The organism is Streptomyces sp. NPDC014995 (genome assembly GCF_043080745.1).
In the GTDB taxonomy this organism is placed as follows: domain Bacteria; phylum Actinomycetota; class Actinomycetes; order Streptomycetales; family Streptomycetaceae; genus Streptomyces.
The window spans coordinates 315,017-329,862 of sequence record NZ_JBIBVX010000013.1 but is presented as its reverse complement, the minus strand read 5'-3'; the positions used below and the strand labels follow the sequence as shown (position 1 = coordinate 329,862).

General features: G+C 67.4%; 15 protein-coding genes and 2 pseudogenes. 5 read left to right on the top strand and 12 right to left on the bottom strand.

Annotation, left to right across the window (positions count from 1 at the left end; translation table 11 throughout):
- The 9 genes and pseudogenes from ACF1A1_RS26655 to ACF1A1_RS26615 form a co-directional block, all read right to left on the bottom strand.
- Window positions 1-404, bottom strand: a pseudogene (locus tag ACF1A1_RS26655) (ABC transporter permease); the annotation flags it as partial.
- 3 nt (window positions 405-407) lie between these two features.
- The gene (locus tag ACF1A1_RS26650; protein ID WP_392003345.1) at window positions 408-1,547 is read right to left on the bottom strand and encodes an ABC transporter ATP-binding protein; all 1,140 of its coding nucleotides are present in this window, start codon (window positions 1,545-1,547) and stop codon (window positions 408-410) included.
- Window positions 1,540-2,640: an ABC transporter substrate-binding protein gene (locus ACF1A1_RS26645; RefSeq protein WP_392003344.1), complete on the bottom strand. Its 1,101-nt coding sequence runs from the start codon at window positions 2,638-2,640 to the stop codon at window positions 1,540-1,542. The genes ACF1A1_RS26650 and ACF1A1_RS26645 overlap by 8 nt, the downstream gene beginning before the upstream one ends.
- 71 nt (window positions 2,641-2,711) lie before the next feature.
- Window positions 2,712-2,911: pseudogene (locus tag ACF1A1_RS26640) on the bottom strand (IS110 family transposase); the annotation flags it as partial.
- Window positions 2,912-3,061: 150 nt separating this feature from the next.
- Complete coding sequence (locus ACF1A1_RS26635; protein ID WP_392003343.1) at window positions 3,062-3,415, bottom strand: cupin domain-containing protein; 354 nt, start codon at window positions 3,413-3,415, stop codon at window positions 3,062-3,064.
- A gap of 332 nt (window positions 3,416-3,747) precedes the next feature.
- Window positions 3,748-4,482, bottom strand: a complete 735-nt coding sequence (locus tag ACF1A1_RS26630; RefSeq protein WP_392003341.1) for an SDR family NAD(P)-dependent oxidoreductase — start codon at window positions 4,480-4,482, stop codon at window positions 3,748-3,750.
- Window positions 4,483-4,556: 74 nt separating this feature from the next.
- Window positions 4,557-5,666 (bottom strand): alanine racemase, encoded by a 1,110-nt coding sequence (locus ACF1A1_RS26625; protein WP_392003340.1) that lies wholly within the window; start codon window positions 5,664-5,666, stop codon window positions 4,557-4,559.
- Between the two features lie 123 nt (window positions 5,667-5,789).
- Window positions 5,790-6,263, bottom strand: coding sequence for a RidA family protein (locus tag ACF1A1_RS26620; protein WP_392003338.1), 474 nt, complete (start codon window positions 6,261-6,263; stop codon window positions 5,790-5,792).
- A 1,257-nt stretch (window positions 6,264-7,520) separates the two neighbouring features.
- Window positions 7,521-7,730: a DUF2180 family protein gene (locus tag ACF1A1_RS26615; RefSeq protein WP_391136568.1), complete on the bottom strand. Its 210-nt coding sequence runs from the start codon at window positions 7,728-7,730 to the stop codon at window positions 7,521-7,523.
- Window positions 7,731-8,173: 443 nt separating this feature from the next.
- Here ACF1A1_RS26615 and ACF1A1_RS26610 point away from each other — a divergent pair, with 443 nt between their 5' ends.
- Window positions 8,174-8,452: a hypothetical protein gene (locus ACF1A1_RS26610; protein WP_392003336.1), complete on the top strand. Its 279-nt coding sequence runs from the start codon at window positions 8,174-8,176 to the stop codon at window positions 8,450-8,452.
- Window positions 8,453-8,969: 517 nt separating this feature from the next.
- On the opposite strand, the gene ACF1A1_RS26605 is transcribed toward ACF1A1_RS26610, so the two are convergent.
- Window positions 8,970-9,656: a GntR family transcriptional regulator gene (locus ACF1A1_RS26605; RefSeq protein ID WP_392003335.1), complete on the bottom strand. Its 687-nt coding sequence runs from the start codon at window positions 9,654-9,656 to the stop codon at window positions 8,970-8,972.
- Between the two features lie 443 nt (window positions 9,657-10,099).
- Between ACF1A1_RS26605 and ACF1A1_RS26600 the strand changes: the two genes are divergently transcribed.
- From ACF1A1_RS26600 to solA, 4 genes are all read left to right on the top strand, one after another.
- Entirely contained in the window at window positions 10,100-10,780 is a 681-nt protein-coding gene (locus tag ACF1A1_RS26600) for a haloacid dehalogenase type II (RefSeq protein WP_048584589.1), read from the top strand.
- A gap of 94 nt (window positions 10,781-10,874) precedes the next feature.
- The gene (locus ACF1A1_RS26595) at window positions 10,875-11,000 is read left to right on the top strand and encodes a hypothetical protein (RefSeq protein WP_392003333.1); all 126 of its coding nucleotides are present in this window, start codon (window positions 10,875-10,877) and stop codon (window positions 10,998-11,000) included.
- Between the two features lie 326 nt (window positions 11,001-11,326).
- Window positions 11,327-12,730, top strand: coding sequence for an NAD(P)/FAD-dependent oxidoreductase (locus tag ACF1A1_RS26590; RefSeq protein ID WP_392003331.1), 1,404 nt, complete (start codon window positions 11,327-11,329; stop codon window positions 12,728-12,730).
- 20 nt (window positions 12,731-12,750) lie between these two features.
- On the top strand, window positions 12,751-13,896 hold the full coding sequence (solA, locus tag ACF1A1_RS26585; RefSeq protein WP_392003329.1) for an N-methyl-L-tryptophan oxidase: 1,146 nt from the start codon (window positions 12,751-12,753) through the stop codon (window positions 13,894-13,896).
- A gap of 342 nt (window positions 13,897-14,238) precedes the next feature.
- Here the strand turns inward: solA and ACF1A1_RS26580 are convergent, their stop codons facing one another.
- Window positions 14,239-14,403 (bottom strand): hypothetical protein, encoded by a 165-nt coding sequence (locus ACF1A1_RS26580; protein WP_392003327.1) that lies wholly within the window; start codon window positions 14,401-14,403, stop codon window positions 14,239-14,241.
- A gap of 193 nt (window positions 14,404-14,596) precedes the next feature.
- Window positions 14,597-14,737: a hypothetical protein gene (locus tag ACF1A1_RS26575; RefSeq protein ID WP_392003325.1), complete on the bottom strand. Its 141-nt coding sequence runs from the start codon at window positions 14,735-14,737 to the stop codon at window positions 14,597-14,599.
- Window positions 14,738-14,846: the final 109 nt, after the last annotated feature.

Here is a 14,846-nt window from a genome sequence, read left to right as displayed (position 1 = left end):
CCGAGCATGATGATCCAGCCGTAGGTACGTACCAGGGCGCTGACGAAGTGCGGCACGACCACGACCAGCATCGCCAGGCCCGCCCACAGGGGCTTGAGCCGGCAGATCGCCTGGGCCAGGACGAACCCGAACACCAGGCTCAGCACGGCCGTTTCGGCGGAGATCCGCAGCGTGGTGAACAGCACCGACAGGTTCACGCCGGTGAGTGCGTCGGCGTACCAGTGCAGCGTGAACGAGCCGTCGGCGGCCTTCAGGCTCAGCAGCAGCGTGCTGAAGATCGGGTAGACGAACAGCACCAGCAGGTAGACGACGACCGGCAGCGCGTAGAGGATCCCGACCCTGGTCTTGCGCGAAGCCAGGAGCTTGCGCGGACGGGCGGGGGCGGTGGCGGTGAGGGCGGCCATGGCTCACCCGCCCTGTTCGTCGGCGAAGAGGTTGATGTCGTCCGGGTCGACGGTGATCCCGACCCGCTCGCCGGCGACGGGGCCTCGGCCGGCGGGGACTTCCAGGCGCAGCAGCGGGGCGTCACCGCCGTCGATCCGCACCCCCGCGCGGACCAGCGTGCCCACATAGGTCGCGGTCTCCACCGTGCCGGTACAGAAGCCGTCGTCGGTAGCGCAGGCTCGCAGCCGGCCCGGCTGCACGGCGACCTTGACCTGAGTGCCGGAGGCCCGGTCGTGGCGGCGCGCCTTCAGCAGGCCGCCACTGTTGTCGAGGCGAACCAGGGTGTGCTCGTCGGTGTGCTGCTCGATGCGGCCGGGCAGGAAGTTGGCCGCGCCGAGGAAGTCCGCGACGAAGGGGGTCCTCGGCCGCTCGAACAGCTGCCGGGGGGTGTCGAACTGCTCGATCAGACCGTTGCGCATCACGGCGATGCGGTCGGACATCACCAGCGCCTCTTCCTGATCGTGCGTCACGTAGATGACGGTCAGGCCGAGTTCCTGCTGGATGGTCTTGATCTCGACCTGGAGCTGGTCGCGGAGCTTCTTGTCCAGCGCGCCGAGCGGCTCGTCCATGAGGATCACCGGCGGGCGGTAGACCAGCGCCCGGCACAGAGCCACACGCTGCTGCTGACCACCGGACAGCTCACGCGGCTTACGGCCGCCGAAGCGGGACAGGCCCGCGATCTCCAGCGTCTCCCCCACCCGCCGGCGGATCTCGTCCTTCGACACCCCACGCAACGTGAGCGGGAAGGCGACGTTCTCGGCGACGGTCATGTGCGGGAAGAGCAGGTACTGCTGGAAGACGAAACCGAGGTTCCGCTTCTGCGGGGCGAGCCGGGTGACGTCGCGGTCCCCGACCGTGATGGTGCCGGAGTCCGGTTCGCAGAACCCGGCGATCATCATCAACGTCGTGGTCTTGCCCGACCCCGAGGCGCCCAGGAAGGTGACGAACTCCCCCGCCGCGATCTCCATCGACGCCTCGTCGACAGCGACCACGTCCCCGTAGGTCTTGCGCAACGCCACTACCGACAGCGCCTTGCCGGTCGCGGTGGCCGGCTTGCCGCCGGCCACCTTCACCGACGGTGCGGCGACACCGAATTCAGCCACGAGCCCACTCCAACCAGCGCTTGGTGACGGCCGATTCGTTCTTCAGCCACCAGTCGATGTCCGTGTCGAAACCCTTGTCGTAGTACTGGGGCGCACCGGCGAGTTTGGAACGCTCCTCGTTGGTGAGCATCGTGTAGGCCTCCGCAGAAGCCGGGTTCGACGGGAAGGCCTTCGCCAGGGCGGCCTGGCTCTCCGCCCGCAGCGAGAAGTCCATGAGCTTGTAGGCGTTGTCCACGTTGGCCGCGCCCTTGGCGATGGCATAGCCCTGGAACTGCCGGCGCATACCGTTGAGCTGCCGTGCGACCGGAACACCCTGCTTCTGCAGATCGGCGATACGGCCGTCCCAGACCGTGGACATCGTGACCTCCTGGCGGCTGAGCAGCACACCGGGCAGCGGGCCGCTGTCCCAGAACTTCTTGATGTCGCCCCGCAGCCGCGTCAGCACCTTGAAAGCACGGTCCACATCCAGCGGGTACAGCTTGTCCATCGGGACACCGTCGGCCAGCAGCGCGAACTCCAGCTCCGGCAGGTCACCGTCCGGGTGCACCATCGCGCGGGCGCCCTGGAACGCCTTGGTGTCCCAGAAGTCCGCCCACGACTCCGGCTTCTTACCCCCGAAAGCATCCGTGCGGTACGCCATACAAGCTCCGTAGAAGCTGCTGCCGACAGCATGCTCGGTGATCTGGTTCTCGGGGATCTTCGCGCTCTTCACGCTCTTGATCCGGTCGAGGTCCAGCGCCTCCAGCGCGTCCTGCTTCACGTACTTCGTGTGGGACATCATCGAGTTGTTGATGAGGTCGCACTGCGGGCGGCCCTGCTTGATCTGCGCCAGCAGCGGAGCGTCGTCCAGGTTGAGCACCTTCACCTGGATGCCGGTCTCCTGCGTGAACGGCGTGTAGATCGCCTTCTGCAGCGCCGCGCCGTAGGAACCGCCGCTGTCACGGACGACCACCGTCTTGCCGCCCTTGCCCCCACCGGACGACACGCGGCTGGTGCCGGTGCCGCAGGCGGCGAGGGAGGGAAGAGCGGCGAGGGCGGCCAGGCCGCCCGCTCCGCGCAGGAGCGCTCTACGACCGATCTGGGCATCACTCATGGCAATACTCCTCATCTGGGGACGCGTGGGACCAGCTGTGCGGGGCTTTGCCTCGCGGGTGCGGGGGGGATGGGATGGTGCAGGGTGGCGAACGCGGACAGAGCATCCGCCCGCTTGCGTTGCCGATCGCCGCTTTGGGCGCGTGTTCGCGGTGGATCGAAGTCCGCGACGACCTTGTCGTCGGGGCGACGCCGGCTGGAAGCCTGCTGAGTGGCGGTGGGGAGCTGGAGCCGTGACAGGCGGTGACCAGCGGAGTGGGGGCGGTCCTCACCAGAGCCGCAGCATGAGGGCTCTCGTGAGGGATGAAGCAGTGCCGGGCCTGCGGCTGAGGAACGGGCCGAGCGGTCCATCGGCCCCGGCGACGTTGCTCAGCAGGTAGCTTCGGGAGAGATCCCGAAGGCGATCGGGGCCGGGCGTGACATCACATCACGGTCACGTAGATCTTGCGCACGGTTTCGATGGTCTTCCAGACGCCGACGTAGCCCGGCTTCATGACGAAGCTGTCGCCGGCCTTGTAGATCACCGGCTCGCCGCCTTCGGGTGTGAGTTCGACGATGCCGGAGAGGATGTGGCAGAACTCGAAGGTCTCGCCCTTGATCGAGCGCATCTCGCCGGGCGTCGCTTCCCAGACGCCCGTATGGATCGACTCCCCACGGGCGACGTCCTGGGCCCAGGTCTTGAAGGCGGGGTTGCCGGAAATCAGGCGTTCCGGGAGCGGGCCGGACTCGCGCGGCGCGAAGGAGGGATGGGTGTCGATGGCCTTCAGGAGCGACATGTCTTTCCTTTTTGAGCTGGAGAGGTTGGTAGCCGCGGCCACGGTCGATGAGTCGTTGCCGAGCGGCGTCTGGCACGCACTCGTGGGCGTGGCCCGTTCGCGGCGTGCGGAGACCGGCGACGCGTCGCGGCTGGTGCCGGGGTGGCCGGGGGCTCGGATGCTGTTGTCGGCACGGGCGCCCTGTGGGTGGCACCGTTCGAGTGCGGCGAATCGGGGACGCGCTCGACGCGTGCTCGACCGTTCATGCCGCAATCGACGATCGCCCGAGGCAGAAGGCGAGACGGAGAGCAGGTCGATCAGCCCATTGCTGGAGGTGATGCCCAGCAGGGTGGTCAGAAAGCGGTGTACCCGCCGTCGACGGTCAGGACCGATCCGGTCACGTACGACGACTCCGACGATGCGAAGAAGAGCACCGCGTCAGCGACCTCTTCAGGGGTGGCGAGGCGTTGGAGCGGGATCTGCATCTCGCGCTCGCGGCGGTAGCCCTCGGGGTCGGACCTGCGCTGGAATGCCGCTTCGATAATCGGGGTGGCGGTCAGGCCCGGAGCGACGATGTTGACACGGATGTTGCGCGGGGCCCATTCGATCGCCGCGCCCTTGGCGAGCATGATGAGGCCTCCCTTGGCCGCGGAGTACAGAACCTCCCCGGGCTTGCCGACCATGCCGAGCCGTGAACCGACGCAGACGAACGAGCCGCCGCCCTCGGGCATCAGCGGCGCGAAGTGCTTCATCACCAGGAACGCGCTGAGCAGGTTGCTCTCGAGCACGTTCTTCGCGTCGTCGTAGGCCATCTCGGTCAGCGGACTGCTGGCCTGCAGGCCGTGGTTGAGGACGACGACATCGACGGTGCCGAAGGACTCGGCGGCCTGCTTGGCCAGGTGCTCGACGAACGCCTCGTCATTGAGGTCTCCAGGAACATACAGGTCGTCGGGCTCAGCGCTGTCGAGCCGCTCCCTGCGGCCGGTGAGCAGCAGCCTCGCGCCCTCGCGCCGGAAGTGGGAACTCACCGCCTCCCCGATGCCACTGCTGGCGCCGGTCACCAGGGCCGCGACGTTGTTGAGTCTCATGTAAGGCGCTCCTTTACGGGGGAGGTAGGTCGGGTTGCGGGGGGCTCGGCCACGAAAATCTCGTCCCGTGCCGGTCAGTTGAGGAATCCGCGGGCGTCGACCGGCCAGCGCTGCAGCGACGTGCCCGTGCTGTCGGTGACGATCAGTTCCTCGAAACCGAGGACGACGGGGCATACGTGGTTGGGCACCACCGGTACGACGGTGCCGACGCTGGGGCGGAACTCGCCGTCCGGCAGCGGAAGGAACCCGTGGTACTCGTTGAGCTTCGCCAGGACCGCCTTCGTGCCGGCGATGCCGCCGTAGCCGATCTCGGGACTGCCTTCGCGGCTGAGGGCTTTGGTGCCCACGTCGAGGATGACCTGGTCGGGGACCCAGTCGCTGACCACGGTGCCGGCGACGAACAACGCGATCTGGTCCTCCGTGCAGGAGCCCAGCCGGGCGTTGTTCAGATCGCCGAAGACGTACTCGCCGGGACGGATCTCGGTGATCACGCTGCTGCTGGTGGAGTACTCGACGGTGGGCGTGGAGCCGGCGCTGACCACCTCTGCGGTGACCCCGACGTCGGCGAGGCTGCGTACCGCGGTGATGAGCGCGGCTTCCTGGTCCTGCGCCGCGCGCCTGCGAGCATCCCGACCGGTGCTGCCGTGACCTGGATAGGTGAAGACGCCCACCGGCACCAGACCGCGCTTGCGGGCGGCGAGCGCGAGATCGCCCGCAGCCTCGGGCGGCGCCCCGGACCGACGGGCGCCACAGTCGACCTCGATCACGACCTGCAGCCGGTCCGGTTCGTCTCCCATCGCGTCGGCGAGGGCCTCGATCGCCGCGACGTTGTCGACGCCGACCCGCAGCCGGACGGACTCGGCGAGCCGGCGGATCCGGGCTCGCTTCGTTCCCGCGGCCCAGATCGGGTAGGCGAGGAAGATGTCGTCGAATCCGGCCGCGGCGAAGACCTCGGCCTCACCGACGTTTCCCGCGGTGATCCCGACCGCGCCGGCCTCGATCTGGCGTCGCCCGATCTCCACGCACTTGTGCGTCTTGACGTGCGGCCTGACCTTGAGGTTGCGCTGGTCGGCGAAGCTCTGTATGCGGTCGATGTTGCCCTGCAGGACGTCGACCAGCACGATCGGCGCGGGGGTGTCGATCCGCTCGACCAGAGCGTCGAGTGCTTGTTGCAGCCGGTTCACGCTGCCCTCCTTGTGGTTCTGCCTGGAATGACCGAGGGGCACGGGTGCTGACTCCCCCTGGATGCCGAATGCGCGCGGCCCGCGATGTCGCGCGCACTTGCGTACACCGCCGTCGGGCCCGCCCTACACAGCGGTGCAGACCATCTGGATCTCGACCGGACTGTTGAGCGGCAGCCCGGCGACGCCGATCGCGGTGCGGGCGTGTCGCCCGTTCTCGCCCAGCACCTCGATGAGCAGGTCACTGGCCGCGCTGGCGACGTTCGACTGCTCACCGAAGTCCGGCGTACTGGCCACGAAGACCAGCATCTGCACGATCCGGACCCGGTCCAGATCGCCCACCGCCTGCACAGCGGCGGCGAGGCAGTTGAGCGCGGCATGGCGCGCGAGCCCCTTGGCCGTCTCCAGCTCGACGTCCCTGCCGACAATGCCCTGTCCCAGCAGCCGACCGTCCTTGTACGGCAGTTGGCCCGAGATGTAGATGCTGGAGCCCACCTTGCGGTGGTGCACGTAGTACGGGTTGTCACGGAGCTCGGGAAGGGCCAGGCCCGCTGCGTGAAGCCGATCGGAAGCCGAGTCGGTGTTCGCTGCCGAAGCCACGGACTGGCTCATCGCGCCCCCTCCGCGGACGGAGCAGGGCACAAACCCACGCGGTTCCGCATAAGAACCTGCATCGTATGAATCTTGATCATCTGTACTCGGTTCTCCTCTCGAGTAACAGTGGCGACAAAGCACCATATGGTGACTTAAAACTGCCACCGTATTGTCGTTTGTCGACCATATGGGTGCCCGTCGAGCACTGTCAATACAGACTTCAGCCCCGAGTGCGACCCCGGAACGCCACATGCGGCTCAACCGACGCTGCTGTAAGCGACGGTCGACGTCGCGACCCGGCTCACCGGCCTCATCAGGTTCGGCGTGGACGATCATGTCGAGCGGTTGACACGGACGGTCGAGCCGATCCGGATGAGGCAGGCAGGCGGATCCGACAGGAAGACGACCATGACGCTGAGGCAACTCTCCGACGAACAGTGGAAGTTGACCGCGCCGTTCTGGCCGACGGGCGAGTACGGCCCTACCCTGAGCGACTGCGGAATCAGCTCGACGGCGCGATGCGGCGGTTCAGGGCAAGCACGCAGCGGCGTGAGATGGCAGGCGAGTCCGGGACTGGCCGACCGCCTACGGGCACTTGCCGGCCGGGAGGAACGCCGGTCTCTTCACCGCACTGCCGGAAGGCCTGATCGCCGAAGTCACCCGCCAGGGCAAGGCGGACTTGCGCCGGGTCAGCGTGGACTCCACGACCGTCCCTGCCCCCAGGACACGTCGGGATGACCGTCGGTGGGGACATCGTGGAGGCCCTTGGGGGAAACTGCCGACGCGTCCGCCGCCGACGCACTCCGACTGACGCCCCTGCCTCTCAAGGTCCCGCGGCGGACCGATCACGACAGCACAGGCGTCGCCGGCATTCAGCTGCCCGAGTTGCAGCATGCGGCAGCTCGGACCGCCCGGCGGTCAGTGGGTGTCCGCCCGTCAGTCCGGGCACAGATCCTTATCGGGTGGTCGCGGCCGCGTCGATCACACAGCCCTGGAAGTCCCCCGATCCAAGCGGCGCGCCCGGCCCTCGCCGCAGTTGACGTCCTGGCCACCCGGCGATTGATCCGTCCTCGTTCTGCTCCTGCGACCTCTTGTCGTCCGCGGTTGCGCCTCCAGCGTGACGCAATGACCATGGCCACGACTGAGGCCCGGACGCCGCGCCAGTGATCCGGGACGGCGTCCGGGCAGGCCAACAACGGGCGCACGGACGGACAGCGCGCATTCGACGACCGATGATGCGGTGCGATAAGCGCACCATGCGGGTCAGTGGGCCGTCTCGGCCATGTCGCAGGTGTGGCATACGACCCTGCGTGCCGGGATGCGGCCGTACGCAGCACCCATGCCGATCTGGCGGGTGACCTGTACCTGACGTACGCGGGCGTGGTTCTCGCAGGTGGCCAAGCCGCAGCGCGAACACACTCCGATGCCGGTGGTGTCGCTGCGGGCCTCCTGGAGGCAGTCGTAGCACCTCATGTCCAACTCCGATTTCAGCAGGGGCCAGGTGTGACGGCCAACCAACGTGAACAAACCCGCCCAGACCACGCACACCTACTCAAGGAGCTTGAAAAGTATGCTCCAGTTTAGACTTTGTCAAGACTGAGACTCGATCGCGATCGTATGGCCAGTGCGTGATGCAGTGATGCAGTGATGCAGTGATGCAGTGAAGCAGCTTGACCTGACTATCAGTCAGCGTTCGCTGTTCAGAGGTACAGCGGCCCGGTCAGCGTCCCCGCGCCTCGCGACCCGCGCTCCACGCGGCGTGGCCCGTTGAACGTCGGCACGGTGCGGACGGCGCTGCCGGGGTGCGACTCCAAGGCCCTTCACCCTGCGTCCACCATTGCCTCGCGCCGCTCAATGGACCAACGCGCCCCACCACCGGCGATAGTCTGCGGACCCATGCCAGAGAGGCGGGTCCAGTGAGCTTCGACGCAGAACGATCAGCGCGCATCGCAGCCATGCAGGAAACCGCCCGGCCCGTCTGGGAGTCGACCGGCGACACGGACGCACTCCAGCAGTTCCTCAGAGACAACGGCTGCCACGGCGTGGAAGCCACAGTCGTGACCATGGGGCTCTTGGACTGCGATCTTGCCGAAGCTCAGCGAGCCTTCTTCAACGCCCCATGCCGCGATGCCGAACGCCGGTTCCACAACCACGCCCTGGCACTGCTCGAAGAGGCGGCCGACACCGACGCCTGACAGCACCGGCGACAGACACACTCCTTTGACACGGCCATCAAGACTCCAGCGGCTTCATCGAGCTTCACCGACGCGTCGCCCGCGGCTTCAGGAGCCGTGCGGACCATCCGTGCAGTGGTCCATGCTGCGCTCGGCGCGGTTCGTCAGCGAGCAGAAGTTCGCCGGCCGTCTGCCGGCAGCCCTGCCGGCGGGCATGCCGCTGCCGACGGACCGGAGCTGTTCCGGATTTCCACCGTGACTCGCAGCCACGGCGACGGGCGCCGACCTGCTGTGGCAGGTCAAGATCGCCGTGGTGCTGCCGGTGCGCTCGGTCCTGGAATACGCCCCTACCTCGCCCGGACAAGGGCCGCGCCAGGTATCGCCGTGGTGACCCGCAGGCAGGTGACGTCCGAGCGGGTGGCGGAACCGGTGATGACGGTGACCTGGCTGGACGGCACCAGCGCACCGAGACGTACTGCTTCGCGTCCACCCCGCTGAATGAGGTTGCCTTTGGACACTTCACGCAGGCTGCATGGCCTCATGCATGCCGGTGCGCGTGTTCCCCTTGGTCTCCCGGCTGGGCTCGCAGTCCCACGGGGAAATGGGCGGCCAGTTCCTGACGGAACGCGTCGGTGTCGCCTTCCAGGGCAACGGTGGCCAACCTCTCGTGCTCGACGACCAATTGATGCGGGTTGTCGCTGTAAGTGCGGTGATCGACACTGAGGTAGAGGCGCAGCTTGGTCTCCCAGCCGTTCCAGAGACTCTGCAGGATGCCGTGCCCCGAGAGATCGTAGAAGAGCCTGTGGAAGCGAAGGTGTGCGTCGATACTGGCCGGGATGTCGTCCTTCTCCATTGCCCGGCGGAGATCCTCGACGGTTTGCAGCAACTGGGGCCGCTCAGGACCGCGCAGTGCTTCGGCCGAGAGCTCGGCGGCGTAGGGTTCGACACGTAGCCGGATCGAGTCGATCTCGGCGACCTCGCGAGCGCTCACCTCCACGACGAACGCCCCGCGGTAGGGGATCTTTACGACGAGCCCTTCCTCCTCCAGCTTGGTCAGCGCCTCGCGCAGCGGGGAGCGGCTGATCCCGAGATCCGCGGCGATGTGCGCCTCACGCAGCTGGCCACCGGGAGGTACGGTCCCATCGAGGATGGCGGCACGCAGTGTGCGGTAGACGCCGTCCGGCGTCGTCATCCGCTGCTCCTGCCACTCGAACTTGTGGTCCACCCCGTTGCCCTCCGTCGGCGCCTGTCGACCATTTGGTCGTTTGTCGACTATACCTCCGCTTGGTTTTTGACATCCACGCTCAAGTCGGTCCTCGGGCACGGAGCTTCCTGAATCACAGCCGTGCCGTGCCCCTCCCGGCTCACGGGTCGCGGTGACACGTCGGTGTCTCGATGGTGCCGTTCGATTGTCAGACCGGTGCCGGTTCCGGCAACGCGGGTGCTTGCGGATCTGCGGCAGGGCGACCTGGTGCAGCCGCCCGGACGCCTGCAGCCGACCGAGGGAAGGGGCGCCGAGGAACAGGGGCAGGACAGCGGCTCCAGGGAACGCCGACTGGCCATGAGGTAGTCGTTGACATTCGAAACCGCCTGGTCGACAATCGACTAACGGATGGTCGACAATCGACCAGAGCACGAAGCTGCTCCGCTGAAGCACTAGGAGGACCAGTGGGATTCGACATCAAGCCCAAGTTCGCGACCTTCGACATGAACGGCACACTGATCAAGTTCAGCATCAACGACACGATGCGCGAGGTCCTGGGCGACCGGCTGCCGGCCGAGCTCGCCGATGACTTCCTGCGGATCTGCAAGGCGTACCGGATCGACGAGTGCACGGGCGCGTACCAGCCGTTCCACCAGGTCGTCGCGCGTTCCATGGAACGCGCTCTGCACAAGGTCGGTCTCGAGTACCGCGAGGACGAAGCGCGGGCGGTGTACGACCGCATCCCCACCTGGGGCCCGTACCCGGGTGTCACCGAGGCGCTGAACCGCCTGGCCGAGGAAGTCCCGCTGGTCATCATCACGAACAGCGACACCGCGCACGCCGTGCGCCTCGCGGAGAACCTCAAGGCCCCGTTCGAGGTCGTCATCAGCGCCGAGGAGATGGGCGTCTACAAGCCGCGACTCGGCGCGTTCGACTACATGCTCGACAAGCTCGGCGTGACACCCGACGAGCTCGTGCACGTCTCCGCGAGCCCGATGTACGACCTGCGCTCCGCGGCCATCATGGGCATCGAGAACAAGGTGTACATGGACCGCGGCTGGGAGCACGACGAGCACTGGCTCGGCTACGAGCGGATCACCGACATCGCCGACCTCCCCGTCCTCTTCGGCCTCCCGCGTCCCTGACACCTGAGCGGAGAACTGAGGACCGGAGCCACCCGTCATCGCCCGCAACGCATACTTCGTGCAGCACCGGGTTGCGGGCTCAGTCATCGTACAAATGCTGGTCCTGGTGGCCGGCACGCCGGACTTCGGTGAGCAGTCGGACGTCGCCAACGCGGCCAGTGAACTGCTCATCGAGGTGCTGGGCGAGACGGAGGGCACGCTCGCGCCGCGATCGGTGTAGCCGAGCTCCACCTCCGCGATCCTGTCGAGACCCAGATGAGCTGCACCGCGGTGTAGCGGCGAACCAAACCTGAGGAATGCATCCGGGAACCGGCTCCAACAGGCACCCGACACCCTCGTCGAGCGCATGACACCCCGGCGCCGACCGTGCCGGCCGACGTGACGCAGGACAACATCGACCGTATGCAGGGCTTCGCCGCATCGTCCCCTTCCTCGCATCGTCGGAGTCCCCCGTCCATCACCGGGACAACCCTCCTCCGCCGACGGCCGCTACACCGCCTTCCAGCACCGGCCCACGCGGTTTCCAGACACAGAAGAAGGACGCACATGAACGCCCTGGCGGCACCACCCCGAAACGGAGAGCTCGGCTTCTGGGTGGCCCAACTCGCCGACGAGAAGCCCTCGTTCCCCCGTTTCACCGGCCAGGACTCCGTCGACGTGGCCATTGTCGGCGGCGGCTACACCGGCCTGTGGGCGGCGTACTTCGCCAAGAAGCTCGAACCGTCTCTCTCGGTCGCGGTCTTCGAGGCCGAGCAGGTGGGCTACGGCGCATCAGGACGCAACGGTGGCTGGCTCTCGGCAATGCCCCCGGGAAACCGTGCCACCTTCGCCCGCGCCGGAGGCGGGTTGGAAGCCAGCCGGGCGCTGCAGCGGGAATTCGTCGCCGGTGTCGACGCCGTCCTGGACATCCTCCAGGCCGAGGGCATCGATGCCGATCAGCACAAGAGTGGCGCGCTCGTCGCCGCCCACACTCGGGCGGGGCTGGGCCGGCTTGTCGCCAGGCGTGATGCCGACCTGAAGTACGGGCTGACCGATGACGAAGTCCACATGCTCGACCGGGACGAGTTCCGCAGCCGGATCAACATCTCCACCGTCCACGGCGGGCTCTTCTACCAGCACTGCGCGCGGCTCCACCCCGCGAAACTCGTCTACGGCCTTGCCGACACCCTGACCTCCATGGGGGTCCAGATCTACGAGGGCAGCCGAGTGGACAGTGTCGAGGGCAAGACCCTCAGCCTGGCCAACGGACGCGTCACCGCGGCCAAGACGTTCATCTGCACCGAAGGCTATTCGGGACAGCTGCTGGGCAGCCGGACTCTGATCCCTGTCAATTCCTCGATGATCGTGACCAAGCCCCTACCGGAAGAGGCATGGCAGGAGATCGGCTGGGACGGGCCGCAGTGCCTCAACGACTCCGCGCACACCTTCATCTACGCCCAGCGGACGGCGGACGGCCGTATCGCCATGGGGGGCCGCGGTGTCCCCTACCGGTTCGGGTCCGGCACGGGAGGAGCCGGTGCGACCGCCCAGTCCACCATTGACCTGATCTCGCAGAAGCTCAGCTCCTTCTTCCCGGGCATTCCCTTCGAGGTGGACCACGCCTGGTCGGGCGTCCTGGGCGTCACGCGTGACTGGAACGGCGGCGTGCACTGGGACCCGGCATCCGGGATCGGCTCGTCCACCGGCTACGCGGGACACGGTGTCACGTCGGCCTACGTCGGCGGCAGGACTCTCGTGGAGCTCGCCTTCGAGAGGGAAACCGAGCGGACCACTCTTCCCTGGGTCGGCTACCGGGCACCGAAGTGGGAACCGGAACCCATCCGCTGGCTGGGCGTTCACGCCATGTACCGGCTCTTCGGTGTTGCCGACCGGTGGGAGGAGCGCAGGGGTTCCAGCAAGACCTCACTCCTGGCCAGATTCGGCAGCCGACTCGCCGGACTTCACGAGTAGACGAAAAGGAAACTGCTCTCATGGACGCAAAGCTCGCAGTCATCGGCTTGGGCAGCATCGGAAGCATGGCCCTGTGGCAGGCCTCCCGGCTGTCCGACTCGGTAGTGGGCTTCGAGGCCGCCACCCCGGCCCACGGCCGCAGTGCCGTGGGCGGGGACACCCGCCTGTTCCGCATGGTCTACCTCGGGAAACCCGACTACTACCCCATCATCGAGCGCTCCCGCAGTCTGTGGGCCGAGCTCGAAGCGGAAACCGGGCAGGAAATCCTCACCACTACTGGGGGCCTGTCCATCGGGACGGCGAACGGCAGCTTCATCAACAGCCTCCTCGAAGCAACGCGCATCACCGGAGCCGAGCACCGCCTCCTCAGCCGGGCGGAGATGGCGGAACGCTACCCCCAGCACAACCTCCGCCCCGACGACTGCGCCATCTATGACCCCCGCGCCGGCGTTCTGCGCACCGACCGCGCCGTCAGCGCCGCCGTCGCGGCGGCCCAGGCGAACGGCGCCACCGTCCTTCAGAACACACCCGTGGACAGCATCACCGAAACCGACCACGGCGTGGTCGTCGCCTCGGGCGACAGAACCTGGACGTTCGAGAAGGTCATCGTCGCCTCGGGCGGCTGGTCCCGAAAACTCATGCCCGACCACCTCAAGGCCGTCACGGAAACCCATCGGATCGTCCTGACCTGGTTCATCGCCCAAGACGGCATGCAATTCACGCCAGAGAAATTCCCCGTCTTCAGCCGGCTGTACGACGATCGCTCCATGTACGGCGCACCCGCCGTCGATGGCGTGACGGTCAAGGCATCGGTGGACGGACCACTGGACGGACGCGGAAGGGCAACCCCCGACCCGGACTCCGTGCCCAGGGAACTCACCCCGCAAGAAATCGAAAAGGTCACCGAGATCGTCACCGAATTCTTCCCCGGCCTGACCCCCACCATCGTGCGCTCCGACGCCTTCCCCGACCTTTTCACCGAGGACCGGCATCCCCTCCTCGGCTGGCTGGACGAGAACAGCAGGGTCTACTGTGCCACCGGATTCTCCGGAAAGGGCTTCAAAATGGCCACCGGCTACGGCCACATCGCCGCACACGAGGCGCTCGGCAAACAGACCATCGACGGCCTGGACTTCGTGCGTCCGGACCGGTTCAAGACGAGGTAGCCCACCCACTTCCGCCGCCTCGGCGCAGTAGCCTCGGTATCTTCATTCGACTGACGGTCGTTGCGGGACTCATCTCTTGATGTCCCGCAACGACCGTCTGTCGTCTGCTGAACTGTCCACCCGTGAAGCGGCTCAGCTTTACGCTGATCCGTAAAACCGGAAACGGGAATTGAACGTCGTGTCAGTTGGTGAGTCGGCGGTAGCCGATGAGGACTGCGGTGATGCGACGAAAGCCAGGAAGTGTTCGGCTGCCTCGCCTTGCGCTCGTAGCGGCGTTGCAGGGGGCGGCAACCGCATGGACGGCAGGTGCCACAGGTCAGGGAGGAAGTTCAGCAGGTCCGCTCATGATGCGGTCACCGTGCCGATCGCGCGGTCGAGGCCGAAGGCCCGCAGCGCCGGGTCGGGGTCGGCGAGGAGTTCGGGGCCGCCCTCGGCCACGACCGTGCGGTTCATCAGCACCACCCGGTGGCAGGTGCGGGCGGCGCCCGCCAGGTCGTCGGTGGTCATAGCAGTGCCCTGTTCTCCGCGGCCAGTCGGCCGAACAGCTCGTTCGACATCTCCTGGGACGTCGGCTCCGGTGAACGGCTCGTCCTGGAGCAGGATGCGCGGGCCGGCGGCCGACGCGCGGGCCACCAGGACCGCTGCCGTCGGCCGCCGGAGAGTTCGCCGACGGGGCGTCACCCCAGCGCGGTGAGCCCGGTCAGCTCCAGTGCCTCGTCCACCGCCGCTCGGTCCGTCGCGCCCGGCGGCGCAGCCACCCCATCTGCCGGGTACGGCCGGTGAGGACCGCGCCCGCGATGTCGACGGGGGAGCCCCAGGCGAACTCGTGCTGTTGGTGCACGTACCCGATGCGCTGACCGGCCCGCCGCCCGGTCCGCCCTCGACGGTCACCTCTCCCCCGGCCAGCCGCGCAAGGCGAGGCCGTGGCGCGCCGGCATGGCCGTTGGACC

Bases quoted from the DNA above. Each gene is read 5' to 3' on its own strand.
- ACF1A1_RS26645 (WP_392003344.1), bottom strand. From the start codon at position 2,640: ATGAGTGATGCCCAGATCGGTCGTAGAGCGCTCCTGCGCGGAGCGGGC.
- ACF1A1_RS26635 (WP_392003343.1), bottom strand. From the start codon at position 3,415: ATGTCGCTCCTGAAGGCCATCGACACCCATCCCTCCTTCGCGCCGCGC.
- ACF1A1_RS26630 (WP_392003341.1), bottom strand. From the start codon at position 4,482: ATGAGACTCAACAACGTCGCGGCCCTGGTGACCGGCGCCAGCAGTGGC.
- ACF1A1_RS26615 (WP_391136568.1), bottom strand. From the start codon at position 7,730: ATGAGGTGCTACGACTGCCTCCAGGAGGCCCGCAGCGACACCACCGGC.
- ACF1A1_RS26595 (WP_392003333.1), top strand. From the start codon at position 10,875: ATGCTGGTCCTGGTGGCCGGCACGCCGGACTTCGGTGAGCAGTCGGAC.
- ACF1A1_RS26590 (WP_392003331.1), top strand. From the start codon at position 11,327: ATGAACGCCCTGGCGGCACCACCCCGAAACGGAGAGCTCGGCTTCTGG.
- solA (WP_392003329.1), top strand. From the start codon at position 12,751: ATGGACGCAAAGCTCGCAGTCATCGGCTTGGGCAGCATCGGAAGCATG.
- ACF1A1_RS26580 (WP_392003327.1), bottom strand. From the start codon at position 14,403: ATGACCACCGACGACCTGGCGGGCGCCGCCCGCACCTGCCACCGGGTG.